The following is a 24283-nucleotide window of genomic DNA, read 5'->3' as shown; positions in this document are numbered from 1 at the left end:
CTTTAAAAAACATAACATATAACCAAAAGTTAATCAACATATAACTAATGAATCATTAGGTTAGGCGGTAGATAATCGAGACAAGCTCATAAAAACGATTGACAGTCATTGATTAGGAGATTAGTACGAACATATTAGTTGATCAAAAGATAACAACCATATAACCAAGACGTTGTTATTTAAAATAAAAGCGTTTTCTATTAATTTAGGCATGAAAAGCGCCGAAACAATGTCGCGAGAATCATATAAAACACTTTTGGAGGGGGTTCCATGCCGATTTTAATTGTAGCTGTCGGAGTGCTGATTCTGTTATTTCTCATTATTAAAGTAAAATTAAATACCTTTGTCTCACTGATTGTCGTTTCATTTTTAGTAGCCATCGGACTTGGAATGGATATCAATAAAATTGTTCTTTCAATTGAGGATGGAATTGGCGGGCAGCTGGGGCATTTAGCTTTAGTGTTTGGACTTGGCGCGATGCTTGGGAGGCTTGTCTCTGATGCTGGGGGCGGCTACCGGATTGCCATTACGCTGATTGACAAATTCGGGAGGAAACGAATACAGGCGGCGGTTGTAGTTGCCTCTTTTATCATCGGTATTGCGCTGTTTTTTGAAGTGGGTCTTGTTCTGTTGATACCGATTGTTTACGCGATTGCTAAAGAATTAAAAATGCCTTTTCTGTATCTGGGAATCCCGATGGCCGCCGCCTTAAATGTTACTCACGGATTTTTGCCCCCGCATCCTGCTCCAACTGCTATCTCAGTTGCATACGGTGCCCATATTGGCCAGGTGCTGCTTTTTGGAATCATCATCGCTGTTCCGACAACTGTGATTGCCGGGCCTTTATTTAATAAATTTGCGATGAAACGGTTTCCTGGTGCGTATCAAAAGCATGGAAACTTATCGGGGTTAGGACCGAGGAAAGAATTTCAGCTGGATGAAACACCGGGCTTTGCGATCAGTGCTGTCACGTCTTTATTCCCGGTTATCTTTATGGCAATGGCAACAGTTTTTTCTTTATTATTGAATGAACATTCAAAAGGAAAAGACATTATAGAATTTATCGGCACTCCGGGAACGGCAATGCTCATTTCGCTGTTGCTTGCACTCTATACGATGGGATATGCCCGTAAAATACCTATGCAGGAAATCAGCAGATCTATTTCAGAATCAATTTCGCAAATTGCGATGATGCTGCTCATCATAGGAGGGGGAGGAGCGTTTAAACAGGTGCTGATTGACGGCGGGGTCGGCGATTATGTCGCTGATTTTTTCCGCCAAACAAACATGTCGCCGCTATTCGTTGCATGGACCATCGCCGCGGTTCTGCGTCTGTGTCTAGGCTCTGCTACCGTGGCTGCGCTTACCACAGCGGGAATGGCAGCTCCGCTTATGGAGGCTGGCAGTGTAACCCCCGCGTTAATGGTGCTTGCAACAGGAGCCGGCAGTGTCATTGCGTGTCATGTAAATGATGCAGGATTTTGGATGGTAAAGGAATTTTTGGGCTTGAGCATGAAAGAAACATTTCAAACCTGGACGCTGCTTACAACAGTTCTTTCGGTTACAGGACTCGGCTGTGTGTTATTGGCAGAGCTTGTGATGTAACAATCATAGACAGTCCGTAGCCCAATCGTTTTTCTTCCTTGCTGAATACTTTACGTATAGGCAGACATAAAGGAGGAAAAAATCATGTACCCTCATCATTCGTATTATCGCGGAATCCCAGGTCCAGCCGGATATCCGGCGCGTAGTCCTTTTTTGTTTGGCGCTCCTCTAGTCGGCGGTTTATTAGGCGGTTTTCTCGGGAGTGCGCTGTTTAACTATTCTCGTCCCTATGCCTATCCTCCTGGCCCTTATGGATACGGAGGCGGTCCGTACGGTTTTGGTGCCGGCGTGCCATACGGGGGATATCCCGGCTTCTATTAATAAAAACGGCCTGCATCGATTGCAGGCCGTTTTTTATCGGATGATTTCTACCTCGGACATATTGTAGTCTTGCTGCTTTTGAAACATGACTTCCAGAAGGCCATCCTTATAGACGGCTTTTGTTCCTTTGCGTTTGACTAAACAAGGAAGATTTACTTTTTTCGGATGATCTGCTCTTGGGAAGTTTTCCAACCATAATTCGTGAGATGTGTGTTTGATTCTCACTTGTTCCAGCCATTCTTCGCTGATTGGCACCTTTACAAACACATGGTCTGCAGTTTCGAATATATCAATATCAGGTTTGACATCAGGTTTGGCGGGCTGTTCTTTTTGGGGGAGAGGATCGCGGAAAGGAAATTGAGCCGCATAATCACTGCCGAACACACTTTCCATCACACGATTGACATACGTTTCAACTTCTTTCGGATCAGCTTTTTTTAATGCTTCTTTAGAAAATTGATTGTGGAAAGGAAAGTACTTGTTCCACTCAAACATTGTCTTCACATCCTTTCTTCACGGACAAAATAGTATATGCCCGCCAGATCTTTCACGTGATATAATATAAGATGCTCTAAAGAAAGGCAGGGATATAAATGCAATATTCAGAAACAAAAAAAGGCGTTATTTACACAGCCGTTTCCTTTATCATGTGGGGCCTGTTTCCGCTCTATTGGAAGCTTCTCGAACAGCTGCCGGCTCTTGATATTTTGGCTCATCGTATTATATGGTCTTTTGTTTTTATGTGTATCGTACTTTTTTTCTTGCGGCAATGGAAAATAGGATGGCAGGAGCTGCGCTCTCTGAAAAAGAACGGAGGGATCCTCTCTTTATTTCTTGCTTCTATCCTGATTTCGATCAACTGGTTTGTATACATATGGGCTGTAAACCATGGCTTTTTGCTTGAGGCTAGTCTTGGCTATTACATTAATCCGCTTGTATCAGTGCTCCTTGGGATTTTATTTTTAAAGGAAAAACTGAATCGCCTGCAATTAGTGGCCGTTTCGATTGCGGCAGCCGGTGTCATCATCTCGGCGTTCCAATACGGCTCCATTCCTTATGTTGCGCTTCTCCTCGCATTCAGCTTTGGGCTGTACGGGTTAAGCAAAAAAAGAACAAGCCTGCCGAGCGCCATCGGTTTAACGCTGGAAACATTCATGATTATGCCCATTGCATTGGGGTATTTGCTGTTCAGTGGACATGATCAGCCAGCGGGTGCAGAAAGCGGAGGGACGTGGCTGCTTCTCTTTTTGGCCGGTGTGTTTACGGCTTTGCCGCTCTTATTGTTTGCGGAAGGAGCGAAACGGCTACCACTGTATCAAGTCGGTATCTTACAATATATTGCGCCGACCATTACCCTGCTGATCGGGCTGTTTGTTTACCATGAGCCATTTTCAAGCTCGAAGGCTTTTACATTCAGCTGTATATGGGCTGCGCTGCTCTTGTTTACGTTTTCACAAGTGAAGTGGAAACGGGCGTCAAAAAGCCATTGAGGCCTTTGGCTTTTCAGCTGATGCATATATTATGTATAATCATTTCATGTATGTAAGACATAAAGGAGCAAGACGATGGACAATGATAAAGAGATAGTGAAAGCCTATGCTTCACTTTGGAATAACCGATCTCTCGCACATGATGACGCAGAAGCGGTAGCAGAGGCGATTGATCTTGAGCTCTTGGATAAACGAACACATCCAAGACTCCGAAAACCGATGCTGGAAAAATATTTTGCCGCGATTCAGCGCATTGTGAATTCACAGCTCGAACCGGCTGTGAAATATCAGCTGGTCAAATTACATACAGAACGTGCAGAGTATTTAAAAGAAGAAAGAGGGGAGCAATCATGAAAGCGATCATAAAAGAAGATGTGCAAGCATCTTTAGAACGATATGCGGACCGCCCTGTATATATCCATTTAGAAACCACCACAGGTTCTTATTCAGCGCACTTAAATGAAAAGAACATGACGGTTGTTGCGTATATCCGCAATGCAAAAGTCACTTATCATCAGGCAAAAATCAAAGGCAACGGGCCTTACCGCGTTGGATTGAAAACAGAAGAAGGCTGGATTTATGCTGAAGGCTTGACTGAATACACGGTAGATGAAGAAAACCGTTTATTAATGGCGGGGCACCTGCCGGGCGGTAAACTGGCTATTTCTCTGCAAATCAGTGAAAAACCGTTCACAGTTTAAAGAAAAGGGTGAAAAATAATGAAAGAACACGTATTAGTAATCCTGCCTCACCCTGATGATGAATCATATGGAGTGGCAGGCCTCATTGCCTTAAACAGAAAAAAAGACATTCCCGTTACGTATGCCTGCGCCACTTTAGGTGAAATGGGCAGAAATATGGGCGATCCATTTTTCGCGAATCGTGAAACGTTGCCGCTGCTAAGAAAACAAGAGCTCATCAACGCTTGCAAAGAAATGGATATCAATGACCTTCGTATGCTTGGACTCCGTGACAAAACGCTCGAATTTGAAGATGATGAGTATTTAGCTGATATCATGGAAGAGATCATAGATGATGTAAAACCAAGTTTAATTGTCACATTTTATCCCGGACACGGTGTGCACCCTGACCATGATGCATGCGGGGAAGCGGTTATCCGTGCATTATATCGCAAAAAGAAAGAAGACCGTCCGCGCACGCTCTGCATGGCCATTACCCGCAATAGAGAAGAGGTTCTCGGCGAAGCTGATGTCGTACTTGATATCAAAGAAGTAGCTGATATTAAAATGAATGCGTTAAGAGCTCACCGCACACAAACAGAAGGCATGCTCAGAGAGCTTGAAGAGAAATTGAAAAATAATGAACCTGTTATGGCAACATGGTTTGAAGAAGAAATATATTGGACGTATCAATGGAATGATTAATCAAAAAGGTATAAGGCCTTAAGCCTTATACCTTTTTTAATTTTAAGTCCGATGCAATTGCTGAAGCGAGAGTGGATCTCAAGGAAATACCTTCGAAAGACAAACCTAGCTGAACCGCTGTTTGCGCGATTTCCGGACGGATTCCAGACAAAGTTGAAGAAACACCGATTAAACGAAGCGCCTCAATCAGACTGAACAGCTGATGGGCAACCATCGTATCAATCACAGCTACTCCTGATAAATCAATATACAGTTGTGTCACCTTTTTTTTCGCACATTGATGCAGTGTGTTTTCCATAATCAGCTTGGCGCGGACTGTATCAATATCTCCGATTAAAGGCAGCAGTCCGACGCTGTGAAACAGCACGATGACCGGAGCGCTCAATTCAGTAATCATATCTTTTTGGGCCTGAAGCTGAAGGCTTGTGTTTTTGTACATTTCTTCTATAAAAATATGAATCACAAGATCAAACGCTTTTATAAGGGCGTGATACAGGTCTTCGGCTTCTTCGCTTTTCACAGTATCCTGATTGAGATGGACAAATTCTTTCACATAGGAAACATATAAATCTCTCACTCTGACAAACTCCCGAATAATATAGTGGATAGGAGTTTTTAAATGCTCTTGATCCTGTGTGACTTCAAAAGCCCATTCTTTCAGTATAGGCAAGTATACGTCCTCATCATCTATAAAAATACGGTTTATTTTATAGTTAAAGGCAAGATTCTGGCTCTTTAAATTGTGAATGACAACAGGGTCTGTTGAGGCATAAATGGAATTGGGGTCAGTCTCCTCGATTGTTTCATACCACGTTGAACTGATGGTTTCCGCATGCTGGGAAAGATACTCGAATAATTTTTTGTTTTTTGCCATGATTGATCACCTCTTTTAAATGTGTTGTTTTTGCGAATAACGTTTTTGCAGTTTTGCCAGCCTGAAAAATAGCCCAACTGCTCCGGCGGCGAGTCCTGCTATTAATCCAATCCAATAGCCGAATGCACCGAGGCTTGTAAACGTACCGACCATATAACCGACCGGAAGGCCAATGACCCAGTAAGAGACAAAAGCGGCCGCAAGCGTATAGTTCACATCTTTGTACCCTCTGAGTGCTCCCTGGATCGGTGCGGCAACAGCATCGGAAAGCTGAAAAAATAGCGCATAAATTAAAAAGTGCTGTGTCAGCCGGAGCACATCGGGGTCAGAAGTGTACATGCCCGCAATTTGCTCTCTGAATAAAAGGATACAGGCGGCAGTGAACAAAGAAAAGCCGATTGCCATCATGATGCCGATTAAGCTATATGAGCGTGCATCCTTAAAACGGGCTGCACCCGCTTCAAACCCGACAACAATTGTTAGAGCCATGGACACGCTGAGCGGCAGCATATATAAAAGAGACGCAAAATTCATGGCTGCCTGGTGGGACGCGATGGTCACTGTATGAAAATGGCTCATTAGAAGCGTGACAGCTGCGAAAATGCTCGTTTCAAAAAACACGGCGAACCCAATAGGCAGCCCGATTTTGAGCAAATTTTTGCATGCTTTCCAAGAGAACTTATACATGGTAAGGAAAATCCCGTATTCAGAAAACGGTGCGTTTTTATGAATAATGAAAAAACTGATGATGCAGATACACCAATAAGTTAAAGCGGATGCCAGCCCCGCGCCGACACCCCCAAGTGCCGGCATTCCGAACTTCCCGAAGATAAATACATAATTCAATACAAAATTGATCGGAAGAGAACTGAGTGTAATCATCATGGTGACTCTCGTTTTTCCTAATGAGTCGATGAATGATCTCAACACGGTGTAAACAAATAAAGGGAAAATTCCCAGTGATAAAAAGCCTAAAAAGTGTTTAGCAATCTGATGCACGTGAATATCAAGGTTCAATCGGCCAAGAATAAGGTCAACTGCAGCATATCCAATCAATAAAACGGCGATGCTAAGTAGCGCGGCCACGTATACAGCCTGTAAAACAGTAAAGGGGATCTTCTGTTTTTTCTCTGCGCCTAATAGCTGAGCGACAATCGGGGTGACCGCCATTAATATACCTGCAAGTCCTGTGTAAACAGGGGTCCAAAGGCTTGAGCCAATCGCGACACCCGCTAAATCAGCGGGGCTGACTTTCCCTGACATCACCGTATCTAGAAAAGTCATAAGAGAAAGCCCCGCCTGGGTAATGAATATCGGTATTAAAATGTGCAAGAGCTGTTTGATTTTTTCCCGGGCATTTTGAGTTTCTTTCATACATTGATCTCCGTTTCTTTTTCATAACGAGAGAAATTATAACATTTTATGTATAAAAAGCAATGAACGCCGGGCCTATTCTTTTTTTGTCGGTTTCGTTTTTCTAAACATTTGGGCATAAATAAAAGAAAGCGAAATCACGCCTAAAAAGGTGCAAATATACTGAATGATTCTTTCGATTTCCATTCTTTACATCCCTCCTTTACCAATAGAATGTGCATCAATAAGATAAGCATTCGTGAAAAGTTGGAAATTTGAACAGGAGATGAAGATTATGCGCTATGAGCAGATATCAGAAAATGCGTTCAAGGGGAAAATACAGGTGTACCTAGAGCAAATATTAGGTGATGCATCTCTAATCTTGAAAACGCTTCACGAAAAAGACCAGTGTCTCCTTTGTGAATTAGATGAATTAGGGCACATTTTTCAGGACATGCAGGGGATTGCATCCTCCTTTTATTTGCAATCATACATTGAGGAATTTACGCCGGCATTTATTGAGCTGGCCAAGGCGATTAAAGCCTTATCGGAACATAAGCATGGAGCTTTAATTGTGATTGAAAGAGCGGACCCGGTTGAACATTTTATTCAAAAAGGCACCTCCCTACACGCCGAGATCAGCTCTTCATTAATTGAAAGCATCTTTTTCCCCGGAAACCCTCTTCATGACGGCGCTTTGTTAGTGAGGGAAAACAAACTCGTGTCAGCAGCCAATGTGCTCCCGCTGACGACGAAGGAAGTGGATATCCATTTGGGAACCCGGCACCGGGCGGCTCTCGGTATGTCGGGCTATACGGATGCACTGGTGCTCGTGGTTTCAGAGGAAACAGGGGAGATGTCGTTTGCCAAAGACGGTGTATTATATCCGTTAATTTCACCAAGAACGTAAAAATAATAAAAAGGGCCTGATTAAGAATCCTATCATGAGACAAAATGACTGAATTCGCATCTTTATTAAAGCATTCGCTTCAAGCTGAATGCTTTTTGTCTTGAAGACAGGGAATATAAACTGGTAGAAAAGTTATATATGATGAATATTAATTAAGTGAAATACTTTACCTGTTTATGCATTTATAGTACCGTATAAAATATTACATAAATTCTCAAAGGAAGGGTGCTGCCGCATGGCTAATGTATTAATGATCGGTTTCCCCGGTGAAGGGCATATTAATCCCTCTATCGGTGTGATGAAGGAGCTGAAATCCCGGGGAGAAAACATTACGTACTACGCAGTGAAGGAATATAAAGAAAAAATCACAGCTCTTGATATAGAGTTTCGTGAGTATCATGATTTCAGAGGAGATTACTTCGGGAAAAACGCAACCGGCGATGAAGAAAGAGATTTCACAGAAATGCTCTGCGCTTTTTTGAAAGCCTGTAAGGATATCGCGACTCATATTTATGAGGAAGTCAAACATGAATCGTATGATTATGTCATATATGATCACCATCTTCTCGCGGGTAAAGTCATTGCCAACATGCTGAAGCTGCCAAGATTTTCATTGTGTACAACCTTTGCGATGAATGAGGAATTTGCGAAGGAAATGATGGGAGCGTACATGAAAGGATCACTTGAAGATTCGCCTCATTATGAATCATACCAGCAGCTTGCAGAAACTTTAAATGCTGATTTTCAAGCAGAGATCAAGAAGCCATTTGATGTTTTTTTAGCTGATGGTGACTTGACAATTGTCTTTACATCAAGGGAATTTCAGCCACTGGCTGAGCAATTTGGCGAGCGATATGTATTTGTCGGTCCTTCCATTACAGAAAGAGCCGGAAACAATGATTTCCCATTTGATCAGATTGACAATGAAAACGTGCTGTTTATTTCAATGGGAACCATTTTTAATAATCAAAAGCAGTTTTTTAATCAATGCCTTGAAGTGTGTAAGGACTTTGACGGTAAAGTTGTGCTTTCCATCGGCAAGCATATTAAAACAAGTGAGTTAAACGACATTCCGGAGAATTTCATTGTACGCCCGTATGTCCCTCAGCTTGAGATCTTGAAAAGAGCCAGCTTATTTGTGACCCACGGCGGAATGAACAGCACAAGTGAAGGTTTGTATTTTGAAACCCCGCTCGTTGTCATTCCGATGGGAGGCGACCAATTTGTTGTCGCAGATCAGGTAGAAAAAGTCGGCGCAGGAAAAGTAATTAAAAAGGAAGAATTGTCTGAAAGCCTACTGAAAGAGACGATACAAGATGTAATGAATAATCGTTCGTATGCTGAAAAGGCAAAAGAAATTGGACAATCACTGAAAGCGGCAGGCGGCTCTAAAAAAGCAGCCGATAGCATTCTTGAAGCTGTAAAACAAAAAACTCAATCAGCAAACGCATAGTGTAAAAGCCTGTTCTTATCGAAAGAACAGGCTTTTTGCCATTTCATAAGAATGCAGAGGAAGGGATTTGATACGCCGATAGAGAATTGATTAGAAAAATAGACAAGAAAGGAGGAGAAACTGCTTCGTTCATCAATAGAAAACCATCATTTTACCCTCACTTAAATAGTTCCTTAGACTTTCGAAAAACATATCGTGCTTATGTAAAATGTTAGATGTTTATTTGAAGGTTTAAAGGTCGAACGATGCTGAAAATGCTGCGCCAAATGTTTGAAAAGGGTTTAACTTGCTGAAAAATTGACGATAAAACAGTTGTGTGCCATTTTTGGAAACAAAATACTAGCTGTTTTTACAAAAAAAACAGTTTAGGAGGTTGAATGAATGAAAAAGAAGATTGTAGCCGGCTTGGCTGTTTCTGCAGTTGTTGGGTCGTCGATGGCCGCAGCACCCGCGGAAGCAAAAACGATAAAAGTAAAAAGCGGTGACTCTCTTTGGAAACTTTCCCGCCAGTATGATACGACAATATCAGCTCTGAAATCCGAAAACAAATTGAAATCAACGGTGCTTTATGTCGGACAAAGTCTTAAGGTTCCTGAAAGCAGCAAAAAAAGCACGACATCCCCATCTAATTCAAGCAAAACGTCAACATACACAGTTGCATATGGTGATTCCCTATGGATGATTGCTAAAAATCATAAAATGAGTGTTTCTGAGCTTAAAAGCTTAAACAGCCTGAGCAGTGACCTGATTCGTCCGGGGCAAAAGCTTAAGATCAAAGGGACAAGCAGTTCAAGCGGATCAAATGGATCAAAGAAAAACAGCGGTTCCAATTCTTCAGGTTCTTCAAAAAGTACATATACGGTCAAGCTTGGTGACTCACTGTGGAAAATCGCAAACAGCTTAAATATGACTGTAGCCGAATTAAAAACCTTAAATGGCTTAACATCAGATACACTTTATCCTAAACAGGTGCTCAAAATAAAAGGAAGCAGTTCGCCTAAGAACGGAAACAGCGGTTCCAAAAAGCCGTCAAACTCCAATCCCTCAAAAACAACGACGTACAAGGTAAAAGCAGGCGATTCGCTGTGGAAAATTGCAAATCGGCTCGGAGTCACTGTCCAAAGCATCCGTGATAAAAACAATTTATCATCGGATGTGCTGCAAATCGGGCAGGTTCTGACTATTTCTGGAACATCAAAATCTAATCCTTCACATCCGACAAAGCCAACAAAGCCAAAAGATAACTCAGGGTCAAACATTCAAATAGGCTCGAAGATTGACAGAATGATCACGGAAGCGAAAAAATATGTCGGAGTGCCTTACCGATGGGGCGGAAACACGCCTGCCGGTTTTGATTGCAGCGGCTTCATTTATTACCTCATTAATAATGTATCATCTATATCAAGATTGAGTACGGCAGGATATTGGAATGTCATGCAGAAAGTCAGCCAGCCGTCAGTAGGAGACTTTGTCTTCTTTACCACATATAAATCCGGCCCGTCTCATATGGGGATTTATCTAGGCGGCGGTGATTTTATTCATGCAAGCTCATCGGGCGTCGACATTTCCAATCTCAGCAATTCGTATTGGAAACAGCGGTACTTGGGCGCAAGAAGTTATTTTTAAAAATGAGTATGACAAAAAGCCTTTTATAGGCTTTTTTGTTTATACCAGACAATGATTGACCACACTGTTAGAAAAAACAAGGGGGAGACAGTATGCACCGTCTCTTGCTGTTGATGATGCTGACGGCACTGGGAGTTGCCGGATGCGGACAAAAAAAACCTCCAGACCCTCCTAACCGGGTGCCGGAAAAAAAAGTGGTTGAAACGTCAGCGTTTGGTCATCATGTCCAGCTGGTCAATCGTGAAGGGAAAGCAGTCGGTTTTATAGAGATCAAAGAATCAGATGATGAAGGCCTCGATATTCATATTTCCGCAAACAGCCTGCGTCCAGGTGCTTCTCTCGGTTTTCATATTTATGAGAAAGGTTCTTGTGTCAGGCCGGATTTTGAATCAGCGGGCGGTCCCTTTAATCCACTGAACAAAGAACACGGCTTCAATAATCCGATGGGGCATCATGCCGGAGATCTGCCGAACCTTGAAGTCGGTGCTGATGGAAAGGTAGATGTCATAATGAATGCGCCTGACACTTCACTGAAAAAAGGAAGTAAACTAAATATTCTCGACGAGGACGGAAGTGCATTTATTATTCATGAACAAGCGGACGATTATCTGACAAACCCGAGCGGCAATTCCGGTGCGCGTATTGTCTGCGGAGCCCTTTTGGGAAATAACGAGAAGCAGTAATATCATCCAAGCCCTTTTGTATTGAGCATACAGGGGCTTTTTTAGTATACTCGTTAATGGAATATGAATAGGAAAGGGAATCTGTCTATGACAACTCAACTACAGCACTTAACATTGCCGGAAGATATACAACAAAAGCTTTTATCATATAAAGAGCAGCCTATTTCCCCGGAGTTTCAATCGCTTATAGGAACATCAGGCTATGAGGCGGAGGATGAAGCCATTTTATTTGACGCCATTATTGCATTAGCCATGGGGAAAAATGTCCTGCTGAAAGGGCCTACAGGTTCAGGTAAAACAAAGCTGGCAGAAACATTGTCCAGCTATTTTCATAAACCGATGCACAGTGTCAACTGTTCAGTCGACTTGGACGCTGAGGCATTGGTCGGTTATAAAACGATTGAAAATCAATCTGGCCAGGCGACAATCGAGTTTGTTTCAGGACCTGTTACAAAGGCAATGAAGGAAGGCCATTTTCTTTATATAGATGAAATCAATATGGCGAAGCCGGAAACACTGCCTATTTTAAACGGTGTATTAGATTACAGAAAAATGATGACAAATCCGTTTACAGGCGAGGTCATACGGGCTAAAAGCGGTTTCGGAGTCATTGCAGCCATCAATGAAGGCTATGTCGGAACTGTTCCTCTGAATGAAGCGTTGAAAAACCGTTTTGTCATCATTGATGTGCCTTATATTAAAGGCGAGCTGCTGAAACAAGTGCTCATGTCTCAGTCAGCCCTGAAAGACGAGAAATTGATTGACAGATTTATCACGCTTTCCTCTGACTTGATCGTTCAGGCCAATAACGGACAGGTGTCTGAAGAAGCGGCGTCCATCAGAGCTTTAATCGATACATGTGATTTAGCCGCTTATATTCCGCCGCGTCGTGCCATTGAGCGGGGAATTGTAGAAAAGCTTGATGATGATCGGGAAAAAGCGGCCGTCCGAAATATTGCAGAAACTCTGTTTGAATGAGGGGGCTGCGATGAAATTTATCAAATTTAACGACAGCACGATTGATTCATTTTTATTTATGATGCTGACTGATTTGGCCAAAACACTCACCAAGAGTGAAGCGGTAGAAGTGGAGTATGGCGTTCAGTCCTATTACAATCCATTTGAAAAGAAAATCTATATGAGCCACTTTTGGAAAGACAGGGCAGCTGAGGACATGGAAGCGGGTCTGAAAAGCGACGTCTACCTGCGTTCAGTCGGAACAAGATATAGCTCGCTGCATGAGTTTGCGAACTTTTTGAATGATACCCATCGTCATCTCACCTTTAAAAGTTTTGCCAAGCAGCTCTTTATGCTGCTTGAAGACATTAGGATCGAAGAATGCATCAAACGTGAGCGTCCGGGTACGAAACATGTATTTGCGAAGCGAAAAGACATGTACAGAAAACATTTCTCAACCCAGCTGACCTTAAATTTGGAACGAAGCATTTTTACCGATGCGCTCTTTTGCGCGATCTATGTCAAGCTCACAGCGGAATCGCCGCTCGAGACCCTTCCATCCATGCGTGAAGATATCGATCTGATGCGCCCGTTTATTGAGCAGCAGCTCTTGCGTGTGTATGAAGCAGATTCGACACGGCAGGTTCTGAAAATTGTTGAGGACCTCATGGACGGACTTGAAGAGGTACTCGATAAAGACATGTTGAACACCTACTTCTTTTTGCCTGAGCTTGATTACGCAAAAGCTGCAGAACAGCCGTTATTTGAAGAAGAGAAAAAAGCGCCGAAGCTGAGTGATGACATCACGCTTCCAAAACAATCAGAGGGTGATGAGGATATCCATGAAGAAGAAATGCCGACATGGCACCGGGAAACTGAAGCACCGTCTAAAAGCTTCCTTCAATTTGATATTGAACACGGCGCAAAATCAGATTTAGGAAAAGATGCTTCAAGGGAAGGCGACGACGGAGATCAGGCCCTTGGTTCTGTTCAAGGATCAGCCAGACAAACGAAACGGAAAGACTATTCCAAGCTGGAAGCGCTGGAGTCCCAAAAAGACCAGCCGAACGGAGCGGGTATGGCTGACGGCAAAGAAAATAAATATGCATTTCCAATTTATAAAGAACCGCGGCCGGCAACCAGTGAAGAAGAGCTTTCTTATAAACAGCAGGCAAAAACGATTGAATCGTATCAAAAGCGTTTAAAACAAATGATTCAAAAAACGCTGGAGCATAAAAAAACATTGCCGAGAACAGACCTTCATGCCGGGAGACTGAACAATAAGCTTCTTCGTTACTTCACTGAGCGAAATCCGCGCCTGTTCTACAAAAAGCAAGAACCGTCTTCAGAAATTGACGCAGTTTTTACATTGCTGGTCGATTGTTCCGCCAGCATGTTCGACAAAATGGACGAAACAAAACGAGGAATCGTGCTGTTTCACGAAGCGTTGAAATCGGTAGCGGTTCCGCATCAGATTGTCGGTTTTTGGGAGGACACAAATGATGCAACCGAAACAAGCCAGCCAAACTATTTCAATACGGTTATTCCCTTCCAATCATCATTAAGACAAGATTCTGGACCGGCCATTATGCAGCTTGAGCCAGAAGAAGATAACCGTGACGGGTACGCAATTAGGCAGATGACGAAAAAAATGCTGCATCGCAGCGAGGCGCAAAAGTTCTTAATTGTTTTCTCAGATGGAGAGCCGGCCGCATTTGGCTACGAACAAAATGGGATCGTTGATACAAGTGAGGCGGTTATCGAAGCCCGAAAAAGAGGAATAGAAGTGATAAATGTTTTTCTCTCCAACTCAGAAATAGAAGAATCGCAAATGAAGACGATCCAGGATATGTACGGAAAATTCAGTATATTTGTCCCGGATGTTGATCAGCTACCGGATGTTTTGTATCCGCTGCTGAAAAAACTGCTTCATAAAAGCATAGGATAGCCCTTAATCCTATGCTTTTTGGCGTTTGTTTTTTCGAATGATTAAATTTTTTGTTTTTTATAAAGGTTTTTTACTATTTTGTGAACAATCAAGGTAGAATCAAATTGCAAACAGTGGTAAAATATCGTTGGAAGCGTTTTTATTACATAATTTTGGACACAGCGTTCGAAAGTTATTTCAAGATAGTGAATCAATCACTTGATTATTTAAGTTGGGGGTAATATTCAAATGTTTCAAAATAGTATGAAACAACGAATGAATTGGGAAGATTTTTACGGTCCGAACCTCGGCTATGCGCTGGAGCTTTACGATCAGTATACCCAGGATCCGAACAGCATTGACCCGGATTTGAAGGAAATGTTCGACGAGCTCGGTGCTCCGCCAAGCGATATAAAAGAGGCCTCGGGAACAAAAGAAAAGGGACGTGTTACAGCCGATCTGATTCAAAAGATCGCATCCGCAGTCAGACTTGCAGAAGATATCCGAACCTATGGCCATTTGAACGCTTCCGTCAATCCGCTCAGAAAGGATGAGAAAAAGAGCGAACTTTTTCCATTATCCGATTACGGGCTAACAGAAGAGGAAATAAAAGCAATACCTGCGTCTGTCATCTGCAAAGACGCTCCTAAAAACATTACGAACGGTTTAGAAGCCATTCAGTATTTACGAAATACGTATAAAAGAACCATCTCTTTTGAATTTGACCATGTGCATGACTTCAAAGAGCGCGAGTGGCTGACAAGAAAGATTGAATCTGGCGAGCTGTTCCAGAAGAACTCAGCTGAAAAGCTGTCAGCTGTGCTGGAAAGATTGACAGAAGTAGAGGGCTTTGAGCAGTTTTTGCACCGCACATTCGTCGGGCAGAAGCGCTTTTCCATTGAGGGTCTGGACGCTCTTGTTCCAGTGCTTGATGACATTATTGCACAATCTGTCAAATCAGGCACGACAAGTGTCAACATCGGGATGGCGCACAGGGGACGCCTGAATGTCTTGGCACATGTGCTCGGCAAACCGTATGAAATCATCTTCTCTGAATTCCAGCATGCGCCGAACAAAGATCTTGTACCGTCTGAGGGATCCATTGGAATCAGCTACGGATGGACAGGGGATGTCAAATACCATTTGGGGGCGAATCGGGAGCTTCAAGACGCTGAAACAAAATCAGCGCGCATTACGTTAGCGAACAACCCGAGCCACTTGGAATTTATCAATCCGATTGTTGAAGGCAGCACAAGAGCGGCACAGGAAACGCGAACACAAAGCGGATACCCGGTACAAGATGAAACAAAATCGCTGGCCATTTTAATCCATGGAGATGCTGCATTCCCTGGGGAAGGAATTGTAGCTGAAACATTGAATTTAAGCTCTTTAAAAGGGTATCAAGTAGGCGGTGCGATTCATATTATCGCCAATAACATGATCGGATTCACAACAGAAAGCGCTGAATCCAGATCGACAAAATATGCCAGCGACCTGGCCAAGGGTTATGAAATTCCGATTGTTCACGTGAATGCGGACGATCCTGAAGCTTGTCTCTCAGCTGTTAAGTTTGCGGTCGAATACCGAAAAACATTCAACAAGGATTTTCTGATTGATTTGATCGGGTACAGACGCTATGGACACAACGAAATGGATGAACCGTCAACCACTCAGCCAATGCTGTATGATGCTGTCAGAAAGCATCCGACCGTCAAACAAATTTTCGCTGAAAAGCTGGTAAAAGAAGGCGTGCTTACCGAGGAAGTCGTTCAAAACATCGAAAAATCGGTAACGAAGCGCATTGAGGATGCATATCAGAAAGTTCCGTCTAAAAAGGAACACACTGCCTGTGAAATTGAACTTCCAGAGCCTGTATCAAACGGTTTCCCAGATGTGGACACTTCGATTGATTTTGATGTGCTCCGCAAGCTGAATGGCGAATTGATCAACTGGCCGGAGTCATTTAATGTTTTCGGCAAGCTAAAACGCATTTTAGAAAGACGCGCCAAGGCGTTCGATGATGACAGAAAAGTGGAATGGTCTTTGGCAGAATCACTCGCGTTTGCTTCAATTTTGAAAGACGGAACACCGATTCGTTTAACAGGACAGGATTCCGAGCGCGGAACGTTCGCCCAAAGAAACCTTGTGCTTCATGACAGTGAGACGGGCAAAGAATTTGTGCCGCTTCATCACTTATCTGACTGCAGCACATCATTTGCTGTTCATAACAGCCCGCTGTCTGAAGGATCGGTTCTCGGTTTTGAATACGGCTATAACGTGCATTCACCGGAAACGCTTGTTTTGTGGGAAGCACAGTACGGAGATTTTGCCAACGCTGCTCAAGTGTATTTTGACCAATTTATTTCTGCCGGACGCGCGAAATGGGGCCAAAAATCCGGATTAGTCATGCTGCTCCCGCACGGTTACGAGGGACAGGGGCCTGAGCACTCAAGCGGAAGAATCGAGCGATTCCTGCAGCTTGCAGCGGAAAACAACTGGACGGTTGCCAACCTGACAAGCGCGGCACAGTATTTCCATATTTTAAGAAGACAGGCTAAAATGCTGCTTCGTGAAGAAATCAGACCGCTCGTCATTATGACGCCGAAGAGCCTTCTTCGCAACCCAAATACGGTGTCGGAAGTGCAGGAGCTCAGCGAAAGCCGCTTCCAGCCTGTTTATGAACAGTCGGGACTTTCTCATGACTATGAAAAAGTAACCAGACTTGTATTATCCAGCGGTAAAGTGTCTATAGACATCAGTGATCATTTTAATAAGTTAGAAGACGGTAAAGAGTGGCTTCACATTGCGAGAATTGAACAGCTGTATCCATTCCCGGCAAAAGGAGTCAAAGAGTTATTTGCAAAACTTCCGAACCTGAAAGAAATCGTTTGGGTGCAGGAAGAGCCGCAGAACATGGGGGCTTGGGGTTATATCAGCCCGTATTTGACAGAGATTGCACCAGAGGGAGTAAGCGTTCAATATATTGGACGAAGAAGACGATCCAGCCCTGCAGAGGGAGATCCGACAGTTCATAAAAAAGAACAGGAACGTATTGTATCTGATAGCTTGACTCGCAAAAACTAAGGGGGAAATGAAAAAATGGCGGAAATTAAGGTACCTGAATTAGCAGAATCAATCTCAGAAGGAACAATAGCCCAATGGTTAAAGCAGCCTGGTGACTATGTAGAACAGGGTGAATATCTGCTTGAACTAGAAACGGATAAAGTGAATGTTGAATTGACAGCAGAAGAATCGGGTGTACTTCAAGAGGTATTGAAAGATTCGGGTGATACCGTCCAGGTCGGAGAAATTATCGGTACGATTTCAGAAGGCGCGGGTGAAAGTTCTGCCCCTGCTCCTACAGAGAAAGCAGAAAGCAAGGAAAGCGTGAAAGAAGAGAAACAGGCTGAACCAGCTGCACAAGAGGTGAGCCAGGAAACACAATCTGAAGCAAAATCAAGAACGATCGCTTCTCCGTCGGCCCGTAAGCTGGCGAGAGAAAAAGGAATTGACCTGTCTCAAGTTCCAACTGGAGATCCGCTTGGAAGAGTGCGCAAGCAGGATGTCGAAGCGTACGAAAAACCGGCATCAAAACCGGCTCCTCAGCAAAAGCAGCAGCCTCAGGCTCCAAAAGCACAGCAAAGCTTTGATAAACCTGTTGAAGTGCAAAAAATGTCACGCCGCAGACAAACGATTGCAAAACGCCTTGTAGAGGTACAGCAAACATCAGCGATGCTGACTACATTTAATGAAGTGGACATGACGGCTGTTATGAATCTCAGAAAACGCCGCAAAGATCAATTCTTTGAGCAAAATGAAGTGAAGCTCGGCTTTATGTCTTTCTTCACGAAAGCGGTCGTGGCTGCATTGAAAAAATATCCGCTGTTGAATGCAGAAATTCAAGGCGATGAGTTGATCGTTAAAAAATTCTACGATATCGGAATCGCTGTTGCTGCTGATGAAGGCCTTGTCGTTCCGGTTGTGCGGGATGCGGATCGCCTGACATTTGCAGGAATCGAAAAAGAGATCGGCGAGCTTGCGAAAAAAGCAAGAAACAATAAATTAACCCTTAGCGAGCTTCAGGGGGGCTCCTTCACGATTACAAACGGAGGGACTTTCGGTTCATTGATGTCAACTCCAATTTTAAACAGCCCGCAAGTCGGTATACTGGGCATGCATAAGATTCAGCTACGCCCTGTAGCCATTGATGAAGAGCGTTTCGAAAACCGTCCGATGATGTATATCGCTTTATCTTATGATCACCGAATTGTAGACGGTAAAGAAGCGGTTGGTTTCCTCGTGACAATCAAAAATTTACTGGAAGATCCTGAACAGCTTTTATTAGAAGGATAATAAAAAAGGGTACATCACGATAAAGTGATGTACCCTTTTTGATGCATATTTAAAGTGATAGATTGCTGCTTTTGGATCCAGCTTGCTTCTTTTTCACTTTTTTTGACCAATATGTTGCAAGCATAGAACCTGAAAGGTTATGCCACACACTGAATATTGCGCTGGGTACGGCAGATAACGGTGAGAAATGAGCCGTGGCAAGTGCGGCCCCGAGCCCGGAGTTTTGCATGCCGACTTCGATTGCGATCGCTTTTTGAGACGGGTAATCCATTTTTAAAAGCTTTGCACAAAGAAACCCAAGTAAATAACCGATACCGTTATGCAGGATAACAACTGAAAAAATGAGCAACCCCGATTGAAGCAGATTTTCCCGATTGCCGCTGACGACAGCTGAGACAATCGCAACGATGCCAATGACAGAAACAAGCGGAAGGGCATGTACGGCTTTTGCCACTTGTTTTCTGAAAAACATTTTGACAATCAGACCTGCAATGATCGGAAATAAAACCGCCTGTAAGATTGAGATAAACAAAGACCCCGGCGAGACAGGAAGCCATTCTTTGGCAAACAGCATAATCAACAACGGTGTTACAACAGGTGCCAATAAGGTAGAAATGGTCGTAACCGCAACAGAAAGGGCAGTATTTCCTTTTGCTAAGAATGTCATAACATTAGATGCAGTTCCCCCGGGACAGCAGCCGACAAGAATAACACCAACTGCGATTTCAGCTGGAAGATGAAGCCCAAATGCGAGGCCGAAAGCAACGAGCGGCATGATCGTATACTGAGCTATTACTCCAATAATAACTTGCCAAGGCTTTCTGACCAGCTCTTTGAAATCATCGGCTTGCAGTGTAAGGCCCATCCCAAACATGATAATGCCGAGAAAAATCGTAATATAAGAACTGATCCACGTAAATAAAGATGGGAAAGAAAATCCCAGCACTGCAAAAACAATGACCCATATGCCAAAGGTTTGTCCTGCAAAATGACTTATTTTTCTAATGATGTCCATAAAAACACTCCTAACACACTTATCAAGAACTTCAGCAGAAATTCTTACAAATTTCATAACATTCTATTATTATAAATAATTTTCTGAATAATTCAATATTAGTTTTTGGCAGATGTCTATAGATATATGATGTAAACTAATTAAAATGTTCTTGACTATATAGGAAGATATTCTTACAATGAACCTTTATAATGGTTAGATCAAATAGGAGTGATACGGTGAAGGAAGCAAATCAATGGTCTTCGAAGCTCGGCTTTATTTTAGCCGCGGCAGGATCAGCTATCGGGCTTGGTGCGATATGGAAATTCCCATATGTTGCCGGAACCAGCGGAGGAGGCGCATTTTTACTTATTTTTATTTTATTTACGGTTTTAATCGGACTGCCTTTATTGTTAGGTGAATTCATCATAGGCAGAAGAACACAGAAAGATGCCGTTCAGTCCTATAAAACACTTGCTCCAGGAACGAAGTGGCATTGGATCGGTTATTTAGGCATGGTGACGTGCTTTATTCTTCTATCTTTCTACAGTGTCGTAGGCGGATGGATTTTAATTTATATTATAAAAGGCTTCACTGGCGGTTTATCGCAAACATCTGGTTTTGATACGATATTTGCAAGTACCATTTCAAATCCTTATTTGGCTGTAGGAGGCCAGCTGCTCTTTATGGTGGTAACAATTTTAGTTGTTGCAAAAGGGGTAAGCAGCGGAATTGAAAAAGCAAGCCAAGTATTAATGCCGGCGCTTTTTCTATTATTCATCATTTTAATGGTGCGTTCGGTTACACTTGATGGCGCGATGGAAGGAATCAAATTTTTCCTCATGCCTGATTTAACTGCAATTGATGCCAATACCATTTTATATGCAATGGGACAATCCTTTTTCTTATTAAGTGTCGGTGTATCTGTCATGGTAACGTATAGCGCTTATTTAGAGAAACAGGAAAATCTGGTACAGTCCGCTGTATCTGTAACTGTTATGAACATGCTTGTTGCTGTAATGGCCGGAATTGCGATTTTTCCAGCTGTATTTTCATTCGGCCTCAAGCCAGACCAAGGCCCGGTTCTGTTATTTAACGTTCTGCCGACTGTGTTTAATCAAATGCCGTTCGGAATTATCTTTTTATTAGCATTTTTACTTCTATTTTTATTTGCTGCATTGACATCTGCTTTTTCAATGCTGGAAATTTTGGTCGCAGTACTGTCGAAAGGCGATATCAATAAGAGAAAACGATTCGCTTGGTTAGGCGGTATTGCTATTTTTATTGTCGGTGTGCCGTCTGCATTATCATACGGTGTCTTAAGTGACGTCACTATATTTCATCTGTCTATTTTTGATGCGGCTGACTATCTTGTGAGCAATATTTTAATGCCGTTAGGTGCGTTACTGATTTCGATTTTTGTTCCGCTAAAAATACCGAAACAGGATTTGTTTGACGAGCTGAAAAGCGGTTCCAATCTCAAGCGAAAGTGGTTTGCGGTTTGGCTGCTGCTCATTCGATATTTATCTCCTGTTGCCATCATCATCGTGTTTTTGCATGTGATAGGCATTTTTTAATACACGAAGCCCCCGAGGAAAGGGGGCTTTTTTTAATAGAGCTTCCAAACGACTTCTTTTGCCTGCTCAAAACGTTTTTCAGCCTCGCGCCAATCCACGACATTCCACCAGTGATCGACATAGCTGGCCCGGTCATTTTTGTATTGCAAATAGTAGGCATGCTCCCATACGTCAAGCGGTAAAAGGGGGATCACATCCCATTGGCTAAAGAGCTGGTGTTTTTCTGCACTTAAAATCTCCAGCCGTCCTGATCGAGGTGCCCAGACCAGAATGGCCCAGCCGACGCCTTCCACTTTTTTAGCGGCCTGGGTAAAATGTTCTTTAAAAGCGGAATAGCTTCCAAATGAAAGGTCTATCATTTGGAACAATGCCCCTGTAGGACGTCGTTTTCCGTTTGGATGCATAGAAAACCAAAAAATACTGTGCAAATAATGGCCTGCTCCATGGAACGCAAGCTCTCTTTCCCAATGAGTGATTAAGTCATAATTCTTTGTTGCTCTCGCTTTTTTAAGCTCTGATTCTGCTTTGTTCAGGCCATCGACATAGCTTTGATGATGTTTTGTATGATGAAGGACCATAATATCGCGTGAAATATAAGGTTCTAAGGCGGAGTATTTGTAAGGAAGCTTTGGCAGCACGTGTTTCCCTATAGGGACATATGCGCGTCTTTCACTTGTATCATCTGATTCTGTAATATCCCGGTAAAGGGCAGCGGCCTGTTTATACCAATCTTCTTCTGTTGTTTGGTCATCTTCCAGAGCCTCAATCATCTTGTCGATTTGATCTTCAAACTGGTCAAGCTGTCCTCGCTTTTGAATCTGATCTTTCAGGGCTTCACACCAATTGAACATCTCCGTTTGATAAGATTCACGTTTCATTTGCTGTCTCCTTTTCAATAGAATCTAAATATTTCCCGACAGCCAGCAAAGAGAATACATATGGATAACTGTGATAGCGAATATAAAATTGCTTCGGCAATCCGATCCCTGCTGGATACGCGAGGCTATCGGCGCTATGCGAACTGCTGTCGGTAAGGTATTGCATGCCTTTCACAACTGACGGATGTTCGGAATTTTCATATGTGAGCAAAGCGTCTAAAGCCCAGGCCGTTTGTACAATGGTTCCTCTATGAAGCGGTACATATGTTTTGATTTCGGCGCTTTTGCAGGATTCTCCCCAGCTTCCGTCATCATTTTGTATGGATTTGAGCCAACGCAGAGCCTTTTGTATACCGGGATGCTTTCGGTCAACCCCGCATGCATGCATACCAGTAAGAGCAGCCCAAGTGCCGTAAATGTAGCAAACACCCCATCTGCCGTACCAAGACCCATTTTGTTCCTGATGTTCGAAAAGCCACTTCACTGCGCGTTGAATATGTTGATGTTTTTCTGTGAAGCCAACTTTCTCGCCTAAAAAGTGCAGTACACGTCCGGTGAGGTCGGCGGTTGAAGGGTCAACTGCAGCGTCCTCGGCGGATTCAAGCGGCAGAAGGCGGATCAGTGGGTGGTTCACGTTTTTTTCGAAAGCAGAAAATCCGCCGTCATTGTTTTGCATCGATAAAAGCCAAGATACCCCTCGCTCCCATGCTGCAGGAGAATGATTGCGGGGAATCGCTTTTAAAACGGCTGCAGTGTCGTCACAGTCAGGGTTATTTGTATTAATGTTTGAAAACCCCCAGCCGCCAGGAACTGAATTTGGATTTTTGACAGACCAATCTGCTATTTTGGTATGCTGGCGTTCTAGCAAAAAGTCGGCTGCTTTTGTAACAGAGCCATCCGTTTCGGTCACACCATTTTTTTGAAGGGCATAGCTGATTAGAGCTGTATCCCAAACAGTTGATGTAGAGTTTTCCAGATAAGGAATCCCGTTGCATTTAGTCACCAGTGATTTAATGCCGGTAATCGCCCTCCTGATAACAGGGGAATAGCGTGACACACCAAGTGACAGAAGGCTGTAAACCATAAATATGGTTGCGCTCGCATAGCTGTATAATGTTCCATCTTTTTCAATCCGGTCCAGCATATACGTTTTAGCTGTCTGTAGGCCCAGCTGCTGAAAAGCAAATGGTGCATGAAAAACGCGTTTCCAATGTGACAAAATAGACGTGAGATCTCTTTCTTCGAAAGCATCAGACCGAAGCCAAGTGAAAGGATTTTTTGTCATGTGCGGATCGAGATGGTGAAGAGATGAAATATTGCGGTTAATAAGGACGAATCGCTGATTGAGTGTTACAGCCATAGGAGCAAAATGAATACGGGCATATGAGCTGAACTGATAGAAATGAATCGGCAATGTTGGGGGGAGCGCCATGAGTGATAATGGTAAATACAAAGCAGGCCAAGGATAAAGCCCGTTCGCGGCAAGCATCCATTTTGTCATAAAATGAACATGTCTCAAACCGCCATGTGAGATGATAAATTGTTCAGCTTTCTTCATGTGCGGCTCAGATCTGTGAAAACATCCTGAAGCCAGCATCCCGACATATCCTTGGACGGTAGCCGTTAGATTTCCGCGCGTTTCATCGGGATAGTTGATAAATGTGCCGTCTGGCTGCTGTTTTGCATGAATGCCGGCTGCAAGGGATGATATCAGTTCTTTTTCATTTTCGCCTTCATCTAGTGAGGTAAGGAGCAAAATAAAAAAGGAATTTGTCAAGATTGGTCCTTCAAAGCAAAATGTCCATGAACCATCAGCATTTTGCCTGTCTCTTAACTCGGTAATGGTTTTCTTTTGAAAACGCCTCACTTTCTCCTGAAGTGTGCCCATCACGCTCAA

Annotated in this window: 21 protein-coding genes; 15 read left to right on the top strand and 6 right to left on the bottom strand. The window is 43.2% G+C overall.

Translation table 11 applies throughout. The features are described from left to right. Positions 1-270: 270 nt before the first annotated feature. Together QF06_RS08885 and QF06_RS08880 are read left to right on the top strand one after the other, a co-directional pair. A complete protein-coding gene (locus tag QF06_RS08885) occupies positions 271-1605 on the top strand; it encodes a gluconate:H+ symporter (protein WP_041849929.1) in 1335 nt (444 codons plus the stop codon). Positions 1606-1689: 84 nt separating this feature from the next. Continuing rightward, entirely contained in the window at positions 1690-1926 is a 237-nt protein-coding gene (locus tag QF06_RS08880; RefSeq protein ID WP_014480034.1) for a hypothetical protein, read from the top strand. Positions 1927-1959: 33 nt separating this feature from the next. On the opposite strand, the gene gerT is transcribed toward QF06_RS08880, so the two are convergent. Next, positions 1960-2421, bottom strand: a complete 462-nt coding sequence (gene gerT / locus QF06_RS08875) for an Hsp20/alpha crystallin family protein (RefSeq protein ID WP_021481480.1) — start codon at positions 2419-2421, stop codon at positions 1960-1962. A 98-nt stretch (positions 2422-2519) separates the two neighbouring features. Here gerT and rarD point away from each other — a divergent pair, with 98 nt between their 5' ends. The 4 genes from rarD to bshB2 all read left to right on the top strand — a co-directional run bounded on the left by rarD (position 2520) and on the right by bshB2 (position 4801). Then, complete coding sequence (gene rarD, locus QF06_RS08870) at positions 2520-3416, top strand: EamA family transporter RarD (RefSeq protein ID WP_041849928.1); 897 nt, start codon at positions 2520-2522, stop codon at positions 3414-3416. A 75-nt stretch (positions 3417-3491) separates the two neighbouring features. After that, on the top strand, positions 3492-3770 hold the full coding sequence (locus QF06_RS08865) for a hypothetical protein (RefSeq protein WP_003231211.1): 279 nt from the start codon (positions 3492-3494) through the stop codon (positions 3768-3770). After that, positions 3767-4117: a YojF family protein gene (locus QF06_RS08860; protein ID WP_003231213.1), complete on the top strand. Its 351-nt coding sequence runs from the start codon at positions 3767-3769 to the stop codon at positions 4115-4117. Before QF06_RS08865 ends, QF06_RS08860 begins: the two co-directional genes overlap by 4 nt. A gap of 18 nt (positions 4118-4135) precedes the next feature. After that, complete coding sequence (gene bshB2 / locus QF06_RS08855; protein ID WP_021481477.1) at positions 4136-4801, top strand: bacillithiol biosynthesis deacetylase BshB2; 666 nt, start codon at positions 4136-4138, stop codon at positions 4799-4801. A gap of 25 nt (positions 4802-4826) precedes the next feature. On the opposite strand, the gene rsbRC is transcribed toward bshB2, so the two are convergent. Then, the gene (gene rsbRC / locus QF06_RS08850) at positions 4827-5675 is read right to left on the bottom strand and encodes an RsbT co-antagonist RsbRC (RefSeq protein WP_014480032.1); all 849 of its coding nucleotides are present in this window, start codon (positions 5673-5675) and stop codon (positions 4827-4829) included. Positions 5676-5690: 15 nt separating this feature from the next. Beyond that, positions 5691-7049: an MATE family efflux transporter gene (locus QF06_RS08845; RefSeq protein ID WP_021481475.1), complete on the bottom strand. Its 1359-nt coding sequence runs from the start codon at positions 7047-7049 to the stop codon at positions 5691-5693. Between the two features lie 265 nt (positions 7050-7314). Here QF06_RS08845 and cdaS point away from each other — a divergent pair, with 265 nt between their 5' ends. The 8 genes from cdaS to odhB all read left to right on the top strand — a co-directional run bounded on the left by cdaS (position 7315) and on the right by odhB (position 18937). After that, on the top strand, positions 7315-7938 hold the full coding sequence (gene cdaS / locus QF06_RS08840; protein ID WP_082044616.1) for a cyclic di-AMP synthase CdaS: 624 nt from the start codon (positions 7315-7317) through the stop codon (positions 7936-7938). A 235-nt stretch (positions 7939-8173) separates the two neighbouring features. After that, positions 8174-9391, top strand: coding sequence for a macrolide family glycosyltransferase (locus tag QF06_RS08835; RefSeq protein WP_041849927.1), 1218 nt, complete (start codon positions 8174-8176; stop codon positions 9389-9391). A gap of 381 nt (positions 9392-9772) precedes the next feature. Further along, positions 9773-11017, top strand: a complete 1245-nt coding sequence (gene cwlS / locus QF06_RS08830) for a D-gamma-glutamyl-meso-diaminopimelic acid endopeptidase CwlS (protein WP_041849926.1) — start codon at positions 9773-9775, stop codon at positions 11015-11017. A 92-nt stretch (positions 11018-11109) separates the two neighbouring features. Further along, positions 11110-11700 carry a superoxide dismutase family protein gene (locus QF06_RS08825; RefSeq protein ID WP_004399243.1) on the top strand — a complete coding sequence of 197 codons (591 nt, stop codon included), beginning with the start codon at positions 11110-11112 and terminating at the stop codon, positions 11698-11700. A 63-nt stretch (positions 11701-11763) separates the two neighbouring features. Continuing rightward, positions 11764-12678 carry an AAA family ATPase gene (locus QF06_RS08820; RefSeq protein WP_010886530.1) on the top strand — a complete coding sequence of 305 codons (915 nt, stop codon included), beginning with the start codon at positions 11764-11766 and terminating at the stop codon, positions 12676-12678. A gap of 10 nt (positions 12679-12688) precedes the next feature. Then, positions 12689-14605: a nitric oxide reductase activation protein NorD gene (locus tag QF06_RS08815; protein ID WP_041849925.1), complete on the top strand. Its 1917-nt coding sequence runs from the start codon at positions 12689-12691 to the stop codon at positions 14603-14605. Positions 14606-14833: 228 nt separating this feature from the next. Then, complete coding sequence (gene sucA / locus QF06_RS08810) at positions 14834-17668, top strand: 2-oxoglutarate dehydrogenase E1 component (RefSeq protein ID WP_015483337.1); 2835 nt, start codon at positions 14834-14836, stop codon at positions 17666-17668. A gap of 15 nt (positions 17669-17683) precedes the next feature. Beyond that, positions 17684-18937, top strand: a complete 1254-nt coding sequence (odhB, locus tag QF06_RS08805; RefSeq protein ID WP_021481468.1) for a 2-oxoglutarate dehydrogenase complex dihydrolipoyllysine-residue succinyltransferase — start codon at positions 17684-17686, stop codon at positions 18935-18937. 49 nt (positions 18938-18986) lie between these two features. On the opposite strand, the gene QF06_RS08800 is transcribed toward odhB, so the two are convergent. Further along, on the bottom strand, positions 18987-19952 hold the full coding sequence (locus tag QF06_RS08800; protein WP_004399225.1) for a bile acid:sodium symporter family protein: 966 nt from the start codon (positions 19950-19952) through the stop codon (positions 18987-18989). Positions 19953-20170: 218 nt separating this feature from the next. On the opposite strand from QF06_RS08800, the gene QF06_RS08795 reads away from it, so the two are divergent. Then, positions 20171-21508 (top strand): sodium-dependent transporter, encoded by a 1338-nt coding sequence (locus tag QF06_RS08795; protein WP_004399312.1) that lies wholly within the window; start codon positions 20171-20173, stop codon positions 21506-21508. Positions 21509-21540: 32 nt separating this feature from the next. Here the strand turns inward: QF06_RS08795 and QF06_RS08790 are convergent, their stop codons facing one another. Both QF06_RS08790 and sqhC read right to left on the bottom strand, forming a co-directional pair. Further along, positions 21541-22386, bottom strand: a complete 846-nt coding sequence (locus tag QF06_RS08790) for a superoxide dismutase (RefSeq protein ID WP_041849924.1) — start codon at positions 22384-22386, stop codon at positions 21541-21543. Next, on the bottom strand, positions 22376-24274 hold the full coding sequence (sqhC, locus tag QF06_RS08785; RefSeq protein ID WP_015714096.1) for a sporulenol synthase: 1899 nt from the start codon (positions 24272-24274) through the stop codon (positions 22376-22378). Before sqhC ends, QF06_RS08790 begins: the two co-directional genes overlap by 11 nt. Positions 24275-24283 lie beyond the last annotated feature (9 nt).

Origin of the sequence: Bacillus sp. YP1, assembly GCF_000877815.1 — a bacterium.
Lineage (GTDB): Bacteria > Bacillota > Bacilli > Bacillales > Bacillaceae > Bacillus > Bacillus subtilis.
Note: the sequence above shows the minus strand (reverse complement) of the source record. Positions and strands in the feature narration are given on the sequence as shown.

Excerpts from the sequence above, each read along its gene's own strand:
- QF06_RS08885 (WP_041849929.1), top strand. The coding sequence starts at position 271 with ATGCCGATTTTAATTGTAGCTGTCGGAGTGCTGATTCTGTTATTTCTC.
- QF06_RS08880 (WP_014480034.1), top strand. The coding sequence starts at position 1,690 with ATGTACCCTCATCATTCGTATTATCGCGGAATCCCAGGTCCAGCCGGA.
- gerT (WP_021481480.1), bottom strand. The coding sequence starts at position 2,421 with ATGTTTGAGTGGAACAAGTACTTTCCTTTCCACAATCAATTTTCTAAA.
- rarD (WP_041849928.1), top strand. The coding sequence starts at position 2,520 with ATGCAATATTCAGAAACAAAAAAAGGCGTTATTTACACAGCCGTTTCC.
- QF06_RS08865 (WP_003231211.1), top strand. The coding sequence starts at position 3,492 with ATGGACAATGATAAAGAGATAGTGAAAGCCTATGCTTCACTTTGGAAT.
- QF06_RS08860 (WP_003231213.1), top strand. The coding sequence starts at position 3,767 with ATGAAAGCGATCATAAAAGAAGATGTGCAAGCATCTTTAGAACGATAT.
- bshB2 (WP_021481477.1), top strand. The coding sequence starts at position 4,136 with ATGAAAGAACACGTATTAGTAATCCTGCCTCACCCTGATGATGAATCA.
- rsbRC (WP_014480032.1), bottom strand. The coding sequence starts at position 5,675 with ATGGCAAAAAACAAAAAATTATTCGAGTATCTTTCCCAGCATGCGGAA.
- QF06_RS08845 (WP_021481475.1), bottom strand. The coding sequence starts at position 7,049 with ATGAAAGAAACTCAAAATGCCCGGGAAAAAATCAAACAGCTCTTGCAC.
- cdaS (WP_082044616.1), top strand. The coding sequence starts at position 7,315 with ATGAAGATTATGCGCTATGAGCAGATATCAGAAAATGCGTTCAAGGGG.
- QF06_RS08835 (WP_041849927.1), top strand. The coding sequence starts at position 8,174 with ATGGCTAATGTATTAATGATCGGTTTCCCCGGTGAAGGGCATATTAAT.
- cwlS (WP_041849926.1), top strand. The coding sequence starts at position 9,773 with ATGAAAAAGAAGATTGTAGCCGGCTTGGCTGTTTCTGCAGTTGTTGGG.
- QF06_RS08825 (WP_004399243.1), top strand. The coding sequence starts at position 11,110 with ATGCACCGTCTCTTGCTGTTGATGATGCTGACGGCACTGGGAGTTGCC.
- QF06_RS08820 (WP_010886530.1), top strand. The coding sequence starts at position 11,764 with ATGAATAGGAAAGGGAATCTGTCTATGACAACTCAACTACAGCACTTA.
- QF06_RS08815 (WP_041849925.1), top strand. The coding sequence starts at position 12,689 with ATGAAATTTATCAAATTTAACGACAGCACGATTGATTCATTTTTATTT.
- sucA (WP_015483337.1), top strand. The coding sequence starts at position 14,834 with ATGTTTCAAAATAGTATGAAACAACGAATGAATTGGGAAGATTTTTAC.
- odhB (WP_021481468.1), top strand. The coding sequence starts at position 17,684 with ATGGCGGAAATTAAGGTACCTGAATTAGCAGAATCAATCTCAGAAGGA.
- QF06_RS08800 (WP_004399225.1), bottom strand. The coding sequence starts at position 19,952 with ATGGACATCATTAGAAAAATAAGTCATTTTGCAGGACAAACCTTTGGC.
- QF06_RS08790 (WP_041849924.1), bottom strand. The coding sequence starts at position 22,386 with ATGAAACGTGAATCTTATCAAACGGAGATGTTCAATTGGTGTGAAGCC.
- sqhC (WP_015714096.1), bottom strand. The coding sequence starts at position 24,274 with ATGGGCACACTTCAGGAGAAAGTGAGGCGTTTTCAAAAGAAAACCATT.